The sequence below is a fragment of the Klenkia marina genome, assembly GCF_900101025.1.
GTDB classification, from domain to species: domain Bacteria; phylum Actinomycetota; class Actinomycetes; order Mycobacteriales; family Geodermatophilaceae; genus Klenkia; species Klenkia marina.
In genome coordinates, this window is the sequence record NZ_FMUH01000002.1 from 139,622 (window position 1) to 154,196 (window position 14,575).

The 14,575-nt window shown below is 76.0% G+C and carries 12 protein-coding genes; 7 read left to right on the forward strand and 5 right to left on the reverse strand.

Annotated features, from left to right (window positions below; genetic code table 11):
- Window positions 1-35: 35 nt before the first annotated feature.
- Window positions 36-176, forward strand: a complete 141-nt coding sequence (locus BLP29_RS20930; protein ID WP_165839306.1) for a hypothetical protein — start codon at window positions 36-38, stop codon at window positions 174-176.
- 139 nt (window positions 177-315) lie between these two features.
- Here BLP29_RS20930 and BLP29_RS05885 read toward each other — a convergent pair whose 3' ends face one another.
- On the reverse strand, window positions 316-2,880 hold the full coding sequence (locus BLP29_RS05885) for a SpoIIE family protein phosphatase (protein ID WP_092801242.1): 2,565 nt from the start codon (window positions 2,878-2,880) through the stop codon (window positions 316-318).
- 141 nt (window positions 2,881-3,021) lie between these two features.
- Window positions 3,022-3,501, reverse strand: a complete 480-nt coding sequence (locus BLP29_RS05890; RefSeq protein WP_243469733.1) for a pyridoxamine 5'-phosphate oxidase family protein — start codon at window positions 3,499-3,501, stop codon at window positions 3,022-3,024.
- A gap of 87 nt (window positions 3,502-3,588) precedes the next feature.
- On the opposite strand from BLP29_RS05890, the gene BLP29_RS05895 reads away from it, so the two are divergent.
- Together BLP29_RS05895 and BLP29_RS20605 are read left to right on the forward strand one after the other, a co-directional pair.
- A complete protein-coding gene (locus BLP29_RS05895) occupies window positions 3,589-4,083 on the forward strand; it encodes an MOSC domain-containing protein (RefSeq protein ID WP_243469734.1) in 495 nt (164 codons plus the stop codon).
- A gap of 30 nt (window positions 4,084-4,113) precedes the next feature.
- Complete coding sequence (locus tag BLP29_RS20605; RefSeq protein WP_133379052.1) at window positions 4,114-5,943, forward strand: AAA family ATPase; 1,830 nt, start codon at window positions 4,114-4,116, stop codon at window positions 5,941-5,943.
- Between the two features lie 30 nt (window positions 5,944-5,973).
- Here BLP29_RS20605 and BLP29_RS05905 read toward each other — a convergent pair whose 3' ends face one another.
- The 3 genes from BLP29_RS05905 to BLP29_RS05915 all read right to left on the reverse strand — a co-directional run bounded on the left by BLP29_RS05905 (window position 5,974) and on the right by BLP29_RS05915 (window position 7,725).
- Window positions 5,974-6,519 (reverse strand): hypothetical protein, encoded by a 546-nt coding sequence (locus BLP29_RS05905; protein WP_092802923.1) that lies wholly within the window; start codon window positions 6,517-6,519, stop codon window positions 5,974-5,976.
- Window positions 6,520-6,653: 134 nt separating this feature from the next.
- The gene (locus BLP29_RS05910) at window positions 6,654-7,322 is read right to left on the reverse strand and encodes a DUF4232 domain-containing protein (protein WP_092801245.1); all 669 of its coding nucleotides are present in this window, start codon (window positions 7,320-7,322) and stop codon (window positions 6,654-6,656) included.
- Between the two features lie 136 nt (window positions 7,323-7,458).
- On the reverse strand, window positions 7,459-7,725 hold the full coding sequence (locus BLP29_RS05915) for a GlsB/YeaQ/YmgE family stress response membrane protein (RefSeq protein WP_207798336.1): 267 nt from the start codon (window positions 7,723-7,725) through the stop codon (window positions 7,459-7,461).
- A 199-nt stretch (window positions 7,726-7,924) separates the two neighbouring features.
- Here BLP29_RS05915 and BLP29_RS05920 point away from each other — a divergent pair, with 199 nt between their 5' ends.
- The 4 genes from BLP29_RS05920 (at window position 7,925) to BLP29_RS05935 (ending at window position 14,511) form a co-directional block, all read left to right on the forward strand.
- Entirely contained in the window at window positions 7,925-10,072 is a 2,148-nt protein-coding gene (locus BLP29_RS05920) for a putative bifunctional diguanylate cyclase/phosphodiesterase (protein ID WP_092801248.1), read from the forward strand.
- A gap of 103 nt (window positions 10,073-10,175) precedes the next feature.
- On the forward strand, window positions 10,176-11,960 hold the full coding sequence (locus BLP29_RS05925; protein WP_092801251.1) for a SpoIIE family protein phosphatase: 1,785 nt from the start codon (window positions 10,176-10,178) through the stop codon (window positions 11,958-11,960).
- A complete protein-coding gene (locus BLP29_RS05930; RefSeq protein WP_092801254.1) occupies window positions 11,957-13,315 on the forward strand; it encodes an FAD-dependent monooxygenase in 1,359 nt (452 codons plus the stop codon). The genes BLP29_RS05925 and BLP29_RS05930 overlap by 4 nt, the downstream gene beginning before the upstream one ends.
- Window positions 13,312-14,511 carry a cysteine desulfurase-like protein gene (locus tag BLP29_RS05935; RefSeq protein WP_092801257.1) on the forward strand — a complete coding sequence of 400 codons (1,200 nt, stop codon included), beginning with the start codon at window positions 13,312-13,314 and terminating at the stop codon, window positions 14,509-14,511. The genes BLP29_RS05930 and BLP29_RS05935 overlap by 4 nt, the downstream gene beginning before the upstream one ends.
- Window positions 14,512-14,575: the final 64 nt, after the last annotated feature.

The window sequence follows — 14,575 nt, forward strand, 5'->3', positions numbered from 1 at the left end:
GGCAAGACCCCGGTGAGGCCGGAGCATGCTCCGCCGTGCCCTTCTTCGACCTCCCTGCCAGCCTGTCCGCCACGGCTGTCCCGGCGCTCGTCGCCGCCGACGATCGCTTCTTCGCCGAGCTGTCGCGTGCTGGGAGCGCCGGTGCCGCTGGTCTTCCCCGCGCGTGCGGTCGCTGACCCCGACCTCGGCCGAGGGCCTGGGGTTCGACCTCGTCGTGCTGCTGGACCCCGGTCGGTGGAGCGCGGCCGACCGCTCCGTGGCGATGACCCGGGCGACCAGCCGGCTGGAGGTCCTCGACCGACGTCGGCGGCGGCCTCAGCCCCGGCCGAGCCGGGCGCCGACGTCGGCGGGCAGGCCCGGCGGGACCGAGACGGGGCCGGCCTCGGGCGGGCGGGGCTTGTCCTGCGGGTGCAGCCGGACGGCGACCAGCGCGATGTCGTCGTCGTTGCGGCCGTCGACCAGCCGGGTGATCAGACCGTCGCACAGCTGCTCGAGGGTGCCGCCGGCGAGGTCGACGACGGCCTCGGACAGCCGGGCCATGTCGTCGTCGAGGGTGCTGGCGCGGCGCTCGACCAGGCCGTCGGTGAACAGCAGGATGGTCGACCCGCGGTCGAGGGTGATGACCTGCTCGGTGCGCGTGGTAGTGGGGTCGACGCCCAGCAGCAGGTTGCCGCGCCACTCGGCCAGCACGGCCAGCGATCCGTCGGGGTGGACGATGACCGGCGGCAGGTGGCCGGCGTTCGACCAGAGCAGACGGGTCACCCCGCGGGCGTACTCCTCGGGGGTCTGCTCGAAGCGGGCCACGGCGGCGGTGGCCAGCGTGGGCACCTGCAGCACCTGCATGGCCGCGTCGAGCCCGCGCAGCACCTCGGCCGGCCCGGCGTCGCTGTAGGCGGCGATGCCGCGCAGCAGGCCACGCAGCTGCCCCATGGCCGCTGCCGCCTCGATGTCGTGGCCCACGACGTCGCCGATGACCAGCATGGTCGAGCCGCTGGGCTGCAGGAACGCGTCGTACCAGTCGCCCCCGACCTTGGCCGACTCGGTCGCCGGGATGTAGCGCACCACGATCTCGGAGTGGTTGGGCGCCGGCGGGTCGGTGAGCAGGCTGCGCTGCAGGCCCTCGGCCACCTGCGACTGGCCCATCAGCAGTGCGGCGTTGTCCAGCGCCAGGCCCACCCGGTCGGCGACGTCGCGTGCGGTGGACTCGTCGTCGAGGTCCCGCGGTCGGCCGGGGTCGGAGAAGAGGGTGAGCGCGCCACGCACCCGGTCGCGCCCCCGGATCGGCAGCACCAGGCAGGACCCGGTGCCGAGGGCGTCGTAGAGGTCCAGGGCCTCGCCCGCGGCCAGGGTCGCGCGCACCTCGGCGGCGCTGGCCCGCACCTCCTCACCGGACGCCAGGGCCCGGGCGAGCGGTGACGTGAGCGACTGCGCGCCCAGGCGGACCCGGGCGTAGCGGTGCAGCAGCGAGCGCTGGGCGGGGTCGGTGTGCCAGGAGCCCACGTCGCGCGGGCGGCCGTCGTCCTGCAGGAGCGTCACGATGCAGCCGTCGGCCAGACCGGGGACCACCAGGCCGGGCAGCTCGGCGACGGCGTCGGGCACGTCGGTGGCGTCGACCAGGGAGCGGGCGACGGTGGCCAGCATGGCCAGCCGCGCCGCCGAGGCCTCGGCCCGGCGCTGGGTCAGCGTGCGCTGGGTGGTGTCGGTGAAGAAGAGGGAGAGGCCGTCGGGGGAGGGCCAGCACAGCACCTCGTACCAGGCGTTCAGCGGGTCCGGGTAGAACGCCTCGACGGTCTGCGGCACCCGGGTCTCGACCGCGGCGAGGTAGGCCCGGCCGAACTCGCCGTCCCGGGTGCCGGGGAAGACGTCGTGGATGCTGTTGCCCAGCAGCTCGTCGCGGCTGCGGCCCAGCAGCCGCTCGGCCGCCCCGTTGACCACGGTGAACCGCCAGTCGTGGTCGACGGACAGGTACCCGGTCGGCATGGCCTCGAGCACACGGGCGGTGCGTGCCTCGCCGTCGTGCACGGCGGTGGTGTCGTAGGCGACGCCGATGAGGCGCTCGGCGCGGCCGGTCCCGTCGGCGAGGGCCTGGCCCCGGGCCTGCACCCAGCGGGTGCCGCCCCCGGGCAGGGTGATGCGGTACTCGGCCTCGTACAGCCCCGCGGTGGTGATGGCCTTGTCGATCGCGTGGGCGACCCGCTCGGCGTCCTCGGGGACCACGGCCTCGTCGAAGGCGGCGATGGTGCCGCCGAAGGTCGCCCGGGTCAGGCCGAAGATCTCGAGGAGGCGGTCGTCCCAGGTCAGCTCGTCGGTGGCCAGGTGCCAGTCGAAGCTGCCGATGTGCCCGGCGTCCATCGCCAGGGACCAGCGGGCCCGGTCGGCGGCGTGCTGCACGAGCATGGTCTGGGTGCGGTCGTGCAGGCCGCGCAGCTGAAGCTCGGAGCTGCAGGCGTCGGCGAGGTCGGTCAGGACGGCGAGGTCGGTCGCCGTCCACTCGTGGGGCTCGGAGTCGATGGCGCACAGCGAACCGACGACGGCGCCCTCGTGGTCGCGCAGCGGCACCCCGGCGTAGGCGACGACACCGAGGTCGCGGATGGCCAGGTTGTCCCGCACCAACGGGTGCTCGCGGGCGTCGGTGATGACCAGCGTCTGCTCGGACCGGACGACGTGCTGGCAGAACGAGTGGCTCAGCGGGGTGCGCCGCTCGGTCTGCCAGGGCTCGGGCAACCCGAGCGAGCCGGGGAAGACCTGCTCCTCCTCCGACACCAGCGTCACCAGGGCGACCGGGACGCCCAGCTGGGCGCGGACCAGCCGCGAGAAGCGCTCGAAGGCCGGGTCGGACGCCGCCGGCAGCGGGGTCGACGACGGGAGTCCGGTGCTCACCTCGACTCCGTCCGCTGCAGCGCACCGACGACGGGCTCGCGCCGGGGCGAGGTCAATCTACGTCGTCGCGCCCCCGGGGTCATGCCCACGACGAGGGGGACCGGCGACGTGCGTGCCGGTCCCCCTCGTGCCGGGCCCGGATCAGGGCAGCTCGACCTTCTCGTTCTCGCCGACGTGGGTGCGCTCGCCGGTGGCCTTGGCCTTCACGAAGGAGATCGCGGTGGTCACCGCACCCGGGGTGTCCCAGTACTCGGCGCTGTCGCCGTCGACCTTGATGAGCACGACGGAGGCGTCCTCGGGGCCCTGGGGCAGCCACGCCTCGGCGCCGGAGTTCCACAGCTCCTTCTTCTTCGCCACGTCGGTGACGACGCTGCCACGACCGGCGATCGAGACCCAGCTACCCCCCGAGCCGGTGGTGACGTTCACGTTCGGGTTGCTGGCGATGCTCTGCGCAGGCCCGCCCTGGGCCTCGGCGAAGAACCACAGGTCGCCGTCGAACTCGACCTCCTGCAGCGACATCGGGCGGCTCTGCAGCGAGCCGTCGGCGCCGACGGTCGTCAGCATCGCGATCTTCTCGTCCGCCACCAGCTCGCGGACCTTCTCCACACCGTGCTCTGCCACCGGGTACTCCTCCTGGGACGTCGTGTCGGTCAGGGGCACCAGTGCCCGGGACCGGCGATCTTGAACCCTCCGCATGAGGATGGGCCGGTGCCCGAGGTCGAGGTCGTCGCGCTGCTGGCCTCGCCCGCGCACCGGTACGACGGCCGGCCGGGCGACGTCGTCCCCGAGCAGGCCGCCGACCGGCGCGACGAGCTGGTGGTGCGCGCCGGGTACGGGATCGTCGGCGACCGGTACGCCGGCAAGCCCGCCCACCGCGACGCCGCGGTCACGGTGCTGGCCGTCGAGTCGCTGGAGGCGCTGGCCGCCGGGCTGGGGGTGCCGCCCTTCGACCCGCTGCTGGCCCGGCGCAACGTGGTGCTGCGCGGCGCCGACGTCGAGGCGCTGCGCGGGCGCACCTTCACCCTGGGCGGGGTCACCCTGCTCGGTGGCCGGGCGGCGAACCCGTGCCGGTGGATGGACGTCGTCCTCGCCCCCGGCGCGCACCGCGGGATGCGCGGACGGGGCGGTGTGCGCTGCCGGCCGCTGTCCGACGGCGTCCTGCGCCTCGGCCCGGCGGAGCTGGTGGTCGACCCCGCCGGGTGACCGGCACCACACGCCAGGCAGGATCCGGGGATGGACGTCATCGGACTGCGCCGGGAACGCGAGGTGCTGACGGTCGCGCTGCGCACCGACCGGCACGTCGTGCTGGAGGGCCCCCCGGGCACGGGCAAGTCGACCCTGCTGCGCTCGATCGCCGCCGACGTCGGCACCGAGGTGGTGTTCGTCGAGGGCAACGCCGAGCTGACCCCGGCCCGGCTGGTCGGCCAGTACGACCCGGCGGCCGTCATGACCGACGGGTACGTGCCGACCAGCTTCACCGACGGCCCGCTGCTCACGGCCATGCGCGGGTCGGGCCTGCTGTACCTCGAGGAGCTCAACCGCATCCCCGAGGAGACGCTGAACGTCCTCATCACGGTGCTCACCGAGGGCGAGATCGCCGTCCCCCGGCTGGGCCGGGTGCGCGCGGCGGCCGGGTTCCGCCTGATCGCCGCGATGAACCCGTTCGACGCGATCGGCACCGCCCGGGTCGGGCAGGCCATCGCCGACCGCATGTGCCGGGTCGTGCTCGGCTACCAGGACGCCGACGCCGAGCGCGCGATCGTCACCCAGGTCACCGCCGCCGGGCCCGACCTGGTCGGTCTGGCCGTGGCGCTGGTCCGGGCCACGCGCGAGCACCGCGACCTGCGCATGGGCTCGTCGGTCCGCGGCGCGAACGACCTGGTGCTGCTGCTGGGCGGACTGCTCGAGCTGCGCGGCCAGCAGTTGCCCGACGGCCGCGAGACCGTGCGCGACGCCGTGCACGCCGCGCTGTCGGGCCGGGTCAAGGTCGTCGACGGCGTCGACCGGACGCCGGAGAGCGTGCTCGACCAGATCCTGGACGACGTCTGGCCGGCCGACGCCCCACCCCCCGAGGCGCCCGACGAGCCGGAGCGCGACCCGGGAAAAGCTGAGGGCCCGCAGGCGCAGCAGCCTGCGGGCCCGGAGTCCGGACGTCCCTCCCGCCGCGACCGCAAGGACGCCCAGCAGTCGCGCTCGGCCCCCCGTCAGGAGCTGCAGCGGCAGCACCCCGGGTTCGCCGAGGTCAGCCCCGAGGTCGGTGAGCTCGACGAGGGCGCGCTGTCGGACCTGCTGGCCCGCGACCCCGACGCCGCCGCCGCGCTGCTGGCCGACCTCGGCCGGGCCACCGACCGCGACCTGCGCGCCGCCGCGCACCGGGTGGCCCGCCGGGTGTTCGTGCAGGTCGCCCGGGTGGGCACCACGCGCTCGCGGGGCACCCGCCGCCTGGCCCCCAACCGCAGGGCCGACGGCGACCTCGACCTCGACCGCACCCTCGATCGCTGGACCGGTACCTGGCCCCCGGCCACCGAGGACCTCGTCACCCGCACCTGGACCGGGCACCGCCGGGCCGCCTGCCTGGTGGTCGACGCCTCGGGCTCGATGCAGGGACTCGGCGTCGCCATCGCCGCGGTGGCCGCCGCCGCGGTGGTGCTGGCTGCCGACGAGCGGCTGTCCACCAGCGTGATCAGCTTCGCCGGCGGGGTCACCGAGCTGCAGCCGCTGGGCCGCCGGGTGCCGGCGGAGGAGATGGTGGGCCGGCTGGTGGGGCTGCGCGGGCACGGCATGACCGACCTGGCCGGGGCGCTGCGGGCCGCCCGCCTGCAGCTGGCCCCCGCGGTGGTCGACGAGCGGGTCGTCGTCCTGCTGTCGGACTGCCTGCACACCGCCGGCGCCCCGCCGGAGACCGCGCTGACCGGCATCGACCGGCTGCACGTGCTCTGCCCGCTGCCCACCGAGCAGGCCGAGCAGGCCGCCCGGGCGCTCGCCGCCCGCGGCGCCGGCCGGGCGGAGATGGTGCGCACCGTCACCGAGACCGGACCGGCCCTCACCCGCCTCTTGGGATGAGGGACCGACCGACCGCCGGGACCGCAGGGGTCAGGAGCGGGAGGTGGCGGCCAGGCCGGGCAGCACCTCCGACGGGCGCTGCTGCTCCCCGGCGTAGCTGCTCACCGCGACCAGCGCGCCGGTCAGGGCGGGGATCACCCACTGCAGCTTGTCCAGCTGCTCCTGGGCGGCGGCGGCGTCGGACCGCGTCTTCTTGCTGGGCTTGGTCCCGGAGCGGCCGGGTGCACCGGCCGCGGACACCCGCTGGCCCAGGACACGGCTGTACCCCGTGACGCCGAGGGCGGCGACGGTCAGCAGCGTCTTGGCCGTGGACATCGTCCCGACGCCCTGCTGACCGGCGACCCGGTCGGAGTTGGCACGCAGCTGGCCCAGGCTGCCGATCAGGTGGGCACCGATCGCGACGGCGTTGACCGGCGTCCACCGGTCCCACCCGGTGTTGGCCACGTCGCCGGTGGCCTGGTCATCACCGGCTCGGGCCGCGGCGGGGTTGAGCGCGACGGCGTTGGCGAGCGTGCCGCCGAACCAGGCGGCGAGGCCGACGTCGTGCAGCGAGCGGGACAGCGTGTTGCGGGCCATGACGGGCTCCAAGGGGTGTCGAGGTCGCGGGAAGTACCGCTCGACCTCGCTACCCGGGCCAGCTGGGGGTTCACGCCCGGATCCGGCACAGGGGGGTACCGAACCGGGCGGGTCCCCGCGCCGGTGGATCGTGATCACCCGTACGGGGTCTGCTCGATGTGCCCGAAGCCGCAGACCGGTCCGTATCTCCAGGCGACCGAGAGGCTGTCGGTCTCGTTCGGCGGGATGACCGTCAGCGCGGTGGGGGTGGGCTCGCAGTCGCCGCTGGTGGGCTCTGGCCCGGTGGCGACCGCACCCCAGTGCAGGGTGGCCGAGACCGACTGCCCGGGCTGCAGCGTGCTGCGCTTCCCGGTCGACCCGTCGTCGGCGGGCACCCGCACCTGCTCGCTGGGCACCGACGTGCCGCCGGCACCGACCAGGCCGAGACCGCCGTAGCCGTGGACGGTGCAGACCTCACCGCCGGTGTTGGTCAGCGTGAGGGTCGCGTAGCGGTTGCCGGCCGCGGCGTCGCCCATGGTCAGCGACCCGGTGAGCTCGCTGGTGCGGCAGCGGTCGGGGCCACCGGCGGTGGTGGGCTCGGGGTCGGCCGACTCCGGCGCCGCGGTCGCTCCGCCGCCGGGGGCCGACGACGCCGTGGCGGCGGGGGCGGTCGTCGGGCTGGTCGCCGCCGACGACGTCGCGGTGGTGGGCGCCGTGGTCGAGGCGGAGGCGTCGTTGGTGCCGCCGCTGGAGGAGCAGGCACCGAGGGCGAGACCGCCGGCGAGCAGCACGGGCAGGGCCAGTCGATGCGTCCGGTTCGTCATGCCAATCATGTTGCCCCGCGCAACCATCGTTCTCACCTGGGCAGACGTCACGGTCGGCGCACAGGTGTCACCGACCCCGGACGCGCGACGACCCCGGATGCCAGCACGCATCCGGGGTCGTCGGGTCTGGGGTGGGTCAGCGGGTGACGCGGCTCCGGCCGCTGACGCCCTCGGCGACACCGATCAGCAGGACGGCGGCCACGATGGCCACGATCGCGCCGAGGATGTTCAGCTCGGTGAAGGAGCCGGTGCCCAGCAGCGTGGCCACGACGCCACCGATCAGCGAACCGACGACGCCGAGGCCGAGGGTGGCCAGGATCGAGAGGTTCTGCTTGCCGGGCTTGATCAGCCGCGCGACGGCGCCGACGACCAGCCCGAACACGAGGAAGCCGATGATGCCCATGGTGTTCGCTCCTGACGTGGGGTGGCCGCCGATCCTGGGCGGCCACGGGTGACGCGCAGCTACCCCTGGTCGGTGCCGCTCAACCATGCCCGTGCCGAGGTCACCCGGTCGGGGCACCTCGCGGCCGTCCCGCTGCGTCCCTGACGGAATGGTGCCGACACCCCGTACGAGGTGCCACTCGGGCACGCAGGGAGGCGGCATGGAGCACGGCACGACGGGCCGGCGGGGGACCCGTGGGGGACCGACCCTGCGCGGTCCGCTGACGGTGCTGGGCACCCTCGTGGTCATCGGCCTGGAGTTCGTCCTGCTGTTCGGCGTCCACCTGCGGTCCTCCCCGGTGGCCGACCAGCAGGTGGTCGTCGCCGAGGTCGCGGGTGCCCTGGGTGCCGGCGCCGACGTCGACCTGGCCGCGGCCGCCGACCGGCTGGCCGCTGCCGGGGCCGACCCGGCCCAGGTGCAGGACCTGCGCACGGCGGACGGCGACTCCGCCCGGTCCCGCGTCGCGGCGCTGGCCACCGAGCTCGCCGACGAGGACGCCGCGCTCGACGTGCAGGCCGGGCTGGCCTACGGGGGCATGCTCGTGCTGGCGTCGGCGGGCTGGATGGTCTGGTTCCGCCGCTTGGTCGCCCGGCACCGCCGGCTGCAGGCCGAGGTCACCGAGCAGGCGGCCATCGCCGCGGGCGAGAGCCGGCTGGCCGCCCTGGTGCGGCGCAGTGCCGACGTCGTCGTGGTGCTGGGCACCGACGGGCGGATCACCTACGCCACCGACTCCGCGGCGGGCATGTTCGGCGTCCCGGTGACCGCCCTCGTCGGGTCCGGGGTGCACGAGCACCTGCGGCGCGCCGATGCAGAGGCGCTGGTCGCCCTGCTCGACGCCCGCCCCGAGGCCGACGCCGAGGTCGCCTTCCGGCTGGCGCGGGCCGGGGGCCGGGCCGTGCACGTCGAGGGCGTGCTCACCAACCTGCTCGACGACCCCGCCGTGACCGGCCTGGTGCTCACCCTGCGCGACGTCACGGGGCGGGTCGCGCTGGAGGAGCAGCTGACACACCAGGCGCTGCACGACCCGCTCACCGGGCTGTCCAACCGTCGGCTGTTCGGGGACCGGCTGGAGCACGGGCTGCGCCGCCGCGGCCAGCGCGAGCTGACCGTGGTGCTGTGCGACCTGGACGGCTTCGCCGACGTCAACGAGCGGTTCGGGCACGCGGTCGGCGACGCCCTCCTCGTGGAGGTGGCTGCGCGCCTCGCCGAGGTCGCCCGCGAGGGCGACACCGTCGCCCGGCTCGGCGGCGACGAGTTCGCGCTGCTGCTGGAGGACACCGGCCCCGACGGCGCCCGTGAGGTGGCCGAGCGGATCCACGCCCGGCTGGCCGCGCCGGTGGTGCTGGCCGGCCGCACGGTCGACGTGGGCGCCGGCATCGGGCTGGCCGCCGCGGGCGCCGCGGGTGCCACCGGTGAGGAGCTGCTGCAGCACGCCGGCGTCGCGGTGCACCACGCCAAGGACGGCGGGCGCGGCGGCACGGCGGTCTACGACCCCACCCTGCACTCCGCCGCGCTCGAGCGTCTCCAGCTGCGCGCCGACCTCGAGCGGGCGGTGGGGGCCGGCGAGCTGGTGCTGCACTTCCAGCCCAGCGTCGTGCTGGGCGAGGACGGTGGGCCCGCCCCCGTCCACGGGTTCGAGGCGTTGGTGCGCTGGCAGCACCCCACCCGCGGGTTGCTGGCCCCCGTGCACTTCGTGCCGCTGGCGGAGGAGTCGGGGCTGGTGGTCCCGTTGGGCACCTGGGTGCTCCGCGAGGCCTGCCGGGCCGCCGTGGCGCTGCACCGGCCCGGTCGCGCACCGGCGGTGATGTCGGTGAACGTCGCCGTCGCCCAGCTGGCCGCCCCGGGGTTCGTCGAGCTGGTGCAGGCCGCGCTGGCCGACAGCGGGCTGGCCCCCCACCTGCTGGTCCTGGAGATCACCGAGACCGCCGTCCTGGCCGGGGCCGACGTCGTCGCCCCGCTGCTGGCCCGGCTGCGCTCGACGGGCATCCGCATCGCCGTCGACGACTTCGGGACCGGGTACAGCTCCCTGTCCTACCTGCGCGACCTGCCCGTCGACGTCCTCAAGGTGGACAAGTCCTTCGTCGACCGGGTCGTCGACGACGAGCAGGGCGCGTCGGTCGCCAGGGCCATCATCTCGCTGGCCCGCTCGCTGGGCCTGGAGACGGTGGCCGAGGGGGTCGAGGAGCCCGCGCAGGCCGCGTGGCTGACGGCGGCCGGGGCCACCTACGGCCAGGGCTACCTGTGGTCGCGCCCGGTGCCGCTGGCCGAGGCGTCGGCCCTGCTCGAGGAGCCCGCCCTGGCCGTGTGAGCCGTGCGGCGGCGCCGGCACACTGCGTGGACGCGCAGTGGCGCCCCGTGGGGCATGATCGCAGCGGCGGCTCACCGAGCCGGGGAGCGGGACGGGGGAGCAGGTGCCGGACCAGACCGCGACGCTGTTCACCCACGGCATCGACGACTCGATCCGCGAGCAGGTGCTCGCCACCGACTGGGCGGCGACCCCGCTCGGGCCGGTGAGCGGCTGGTCGGAGTCGCTGCGGGCCGCCGTCGGCATCTGCCTGAACAACCCCTTCCCCATGCTCGTCATGTGGGGCCCCGAGCTGGTCATGGTCTACAACGCCGGCTACGCCCCGATCCTCGGCGAGAAGCACCCGTCGGCCATGGGCCGGCCGTGCGCCGAGGTGTGGGCCGAGCTGTGGCCGGTCATCCGCGACCGGCTCGACGGCGTGCTGGCCGGCACCGCCACCTACGACGTCGACCTGCCGCTGCTGATGAACCGGCACGGCTTCGACGAGGCCACCTGGTTCACCTTCTCCTACTCGCCGATCGTGGAGCCCGACGGCCGGGTGGTGGGCGTGCTGAACACGACCACCGACACCACGGGTCGGGTGCTGGGCGCCCGGCGGCTCACCGCGCTGCAGGAGTTCTCCGCCATCGCCTCCAGCCGGCACGGCGACAGCGACCTCGCCGCCCGGGCCGCCATGGCCGCACTGGCCCGCGCCGCCGACGACGTCCCGTTCGGGCTGGTCTACCTGCTCGACCCCGACGGCGGGTCGGCGCACCTGGCGGCCACCACCTGGGCCGGGGGTGCGCCGGTCCCGCTGGTCGAGCGGCTGCCGTCCGGGTCGGTGGCCGACTGGGCGTGGGAGGCGCTGACCAGCGCCACCCGGCGGGTCACCACCGGCCTGGCCGAGCGCCTGCCGGGCATCGTCACCGGGCCGCCGGGGGCCGACCTGGCCGGCGCCGAGGTCGACACCGCCGTCGCCCTGCCGCTGGTGGTCGCCGGGCAGACGGAGCCGGTCGGCGTCCTGGTGGCCGGGGTGGCGCCGAACCTCCGGCTGGACGAGGACTACCTGGCCTTCCTCGAGCTGGCCGCGGGCCAGGTGGCCGCCGTGGTCACCGACGCCCAGGCCTACGAGGCCGAACGGCGGCGGGCCGCCGAGCGCGCCGAGGCCGCCCGCGAGGTCGCGCTCGCCGCCACCGAGGTGTCGGTGACCCTGCAGCGGTCGATCCTCGGCCCGGTCGAGCTGCCCGAGGGGTTCGCGGTCCGCTACGAGCCCGCCACCAGCGCGCTCGAGGTGGGGGGCGACTGGTACGACGTCGTCGAGCTGGCCCCGGACGTCGTCGGCGTCGTCGTCGGCGACGTGGTGGGCCGGGGGCTGCCGGCCGCCGCGGTGATGGGCCAGCTGCGCAGCGCCGGGCGGGCCCTGCTGCTGGAGGCCAACGGACCCGCCCAGGTGCTCGGGGCCCTCGACCGCTTCGCCGCCCTGGTGCCGGGCGCGGCCTGCAGCACCGTGTTCTGCGCCGTGGTCGACCGGGCCGCCGGCACCCTGACCTACAGCAGCGCCGGCCACCTGCCCGCCGTCCTCACGCAGCTCGGCGGGGGCACCCGCCTGCTCGACGGCGCCCGCTCGCTGCCGCTGGCGGTGCTCCCCGACCGGGTGCGCCCCGAGGCCGTGGTCGCCCTGCAGCCCGGGGACACCCTGCTGCTCTACACCGACGGCCTCGTCGAGCGCCGCGACGAGGCCCTCGACGAGGGCATCGGCCGTGCGGTCACCGCCGTCGAGGACGGGCGGGCCCTCTCGCCCGACGTGCTCGCCGCGGTGCTCGTCGACCAGCTCATCGGCGACGCCCAGGACGACGACGTCGCCCTGCTGGTCTACCGGCACGGCGCGGAGGTGGCGTCGTCGGTCAGGTGATCGTGGTCGGCGCGGGGCCGGTGGGCCTCACCGCCGCGGTGCTGCTGGCCCGGCGGGGTCACCAGGTGGAGGTGCTCGAGCGGCGCACCGGGCCCTCGACGCTGCCCCGGGCGGTGCACCTGGACGCTGAGGCGCAGCGCGTGCTGGCCGACGCCGGGGTGGACCTCGCCCGGATCAGCTCGCCCGGGGCCGGGTTGCGGCTGCTCGACGCCGAGCACCGGGTGCTCGCCGAGTTCCCGCGGGAGCCGGGGGCGGCGGCGATGTTCCACCAGCCCGACCTCGAGGAGCTGCTGCGCGCGGCGCTGGCGCAGGTGGGTGGGCGGCTGACGACGGGGGTGGAGGTGGTCGCCGTCCGGCCGCTGCGGGGCGGTGCGCAGGTGGTGACGGACCGGTCCGGACGGCTGCTGGACGCCGACGTGGTGCTCGGGTGCGACGGCGCGAGCAGCACCGTCGCCCGCGCCGTCGGGCCGCGGTACCGGACCCTCGCCCGGCCCGACCGCTGGCACGTCGTCGACCTGCTGGCGCCGGCCCCGCTGGACGTCTGGCCCGGCGTGCACCAGGTCTGCGACCCGGCCCGGGCGGCGACGTTCATGCCGGTGACCGGGCTGCGCTACCGGGCCGAGTTCCGGGTCACCGACCGCGACCTCGACCTGCCCGCCGAGCTGGCCCGCTTCGGCGCCCAGGACTGCGCGGTGGTGCGGTCGGTCGAGTACACCTACGGCGCCCGCGTGGCCCGGCGCTGGCGCACCGGCCGGGTGCTGCTGTGCGGGGACGCCGCCCACCTCACCCCGCCGTTCATCGGGCAGGGCCTGGGCCTGGGGTTGCGCGACGTGCACCAGCTGGCCTGGAAGGTCGACGCGGTGCTGGCCGGTGCCCACGACGCCCTGCTGGACACCCACGGCCGCGAGCGCGCCGCGCACGCCCGGTCGCTCGTGCGGCTGGCCGCGTTCACCGGCTGGTTGATGACCGCCGGTGGCCCGCGGGCCGCCCGGGTGCGCCGGCTGGTGGCCCGGCTGCTGCCGCGCACGCTGCTGGCGGCCGGCACCCCGCCGCTGCGACGCGGGCCGTGGGTGCGCCGTCCGCGCGTGGGGCCGGCGCACGGGGTGGGCCGGCTGCTGCCCGACGTGCCGGTGCGCCGCCGGCGGTTGCACGACCTGCTCGGGCCGGGGTGGGCGCTGCTGGTGTGCACCACCGAGGTGCCCGCGCTGCCGGCGCTGCCCGGTGGGGCGCGGCCGCGGGTGCTGCACCGGGGCGCGCTGCCCGACCTGGGCCCGGCGCTGCGCGACCGCTGGGTGCTGGTGCGCCCCGACCGTGTGGTGGCGGCGGTCGGTCCACGGGCAGGATCGCGGGCATGAGCCTCGACGTCGCCGCCCTCCGCTCGCTGTTCCCCGCGCTGCAGGGCGGGGCCGCGCACTTCGACGGCCCCGGCGGCACCCAGGTGCCCACGCCGGTGGCCGACGCCGTGCACGCCGCGCTGGTGCAGCCGACGGCCAACCGCGGCATGACCACCCAGGCCGAGCGCAACGCCGACGACGTCGTGGTCGGGGCCCGCCGGGCGGTGGCCGACCTGGTGGGCGGGCAGTCCGGCGGGGTCGTGTTCGGCCGCAGCGCCACCCAGCTCACCTACGACCTGGCCCGCACCCTGTCGGCCGGCTGGGGTCCCGGTGACGAGGTGGTGGTCACCCGCCTCGACCACGACGCGAACATCCGCCCGTGGGTGCAGGCGGCCGAGCGGGCCGGGGCGACCGTGCGGTGGGTGGAGTTCGACCCGGCCACCGGTGAGCTGACCGCCGACGACGTCGCGGCCGTGGTCTCCGACCGCACCCGGCTGGTGGCCGTCACCGGGGCCTCCAACCTCATCGGCACGCGTCCGCCGCTGTCCCGCATCGCCGGGGTCGTGCACGCGGCCGGGGCGCTGTTCCACGTGGACGGCGTGCACCTGACCGCGCACGCCCCGGTGGACCTCGCCGACCTGGGCTGCGACACGTTCGTCTGCTCGCCGTACAAGTTCCTCGGCCCGCACTGCGGCGCGCTCGTCGCCGACCCGGCCTTCCTGGCCACGCTGCACCCGGACAAGCTGCTGCCCTCGACCGACGCGGTGCCCGAGCGGTTCGAGCTGGGCACGCTGCCCTACGAGCTGCTGGCCGGCACCACCGCCGCGGTCGACGTCCTCGCCGGGATCGCCGGCCCCGACGGCACCCGCCGCGAGCGGCTGCTGGCGGCGATGCACCTGGTCGAGGCGCACGAGGACGCGCTGCGGGTCCAGCTGGAGACGGCGCTGGCCGCGCTGCCCGGGGTGACGCTCCGGTCCCGGGCGGCCGAGCGGACGCCGACGCTGCTGGTCACCTTCGAGGGTCGGGACGCCGCCGACGCCTACCGCTACCTGGCCGCGCGCGGGGTGAACGCGCCGGCGGGGTCGTTCTACGCGCTGGAGTGCTCGCGCTGGCTGGGTCTGGGCGACACCGGCGGCCTGCGCATCGGCCTGGCCCCCTACAGCGACCAGACCGACGTGGATCGCCTGGTGGACGGCCTGCGCGGCTTCCTCGCCTGAGCCCGCGCGGGGTGGCCGGACATTCCCCGCGGTCCGCGCACAGACCGCCAGCCGGCCACCGTGC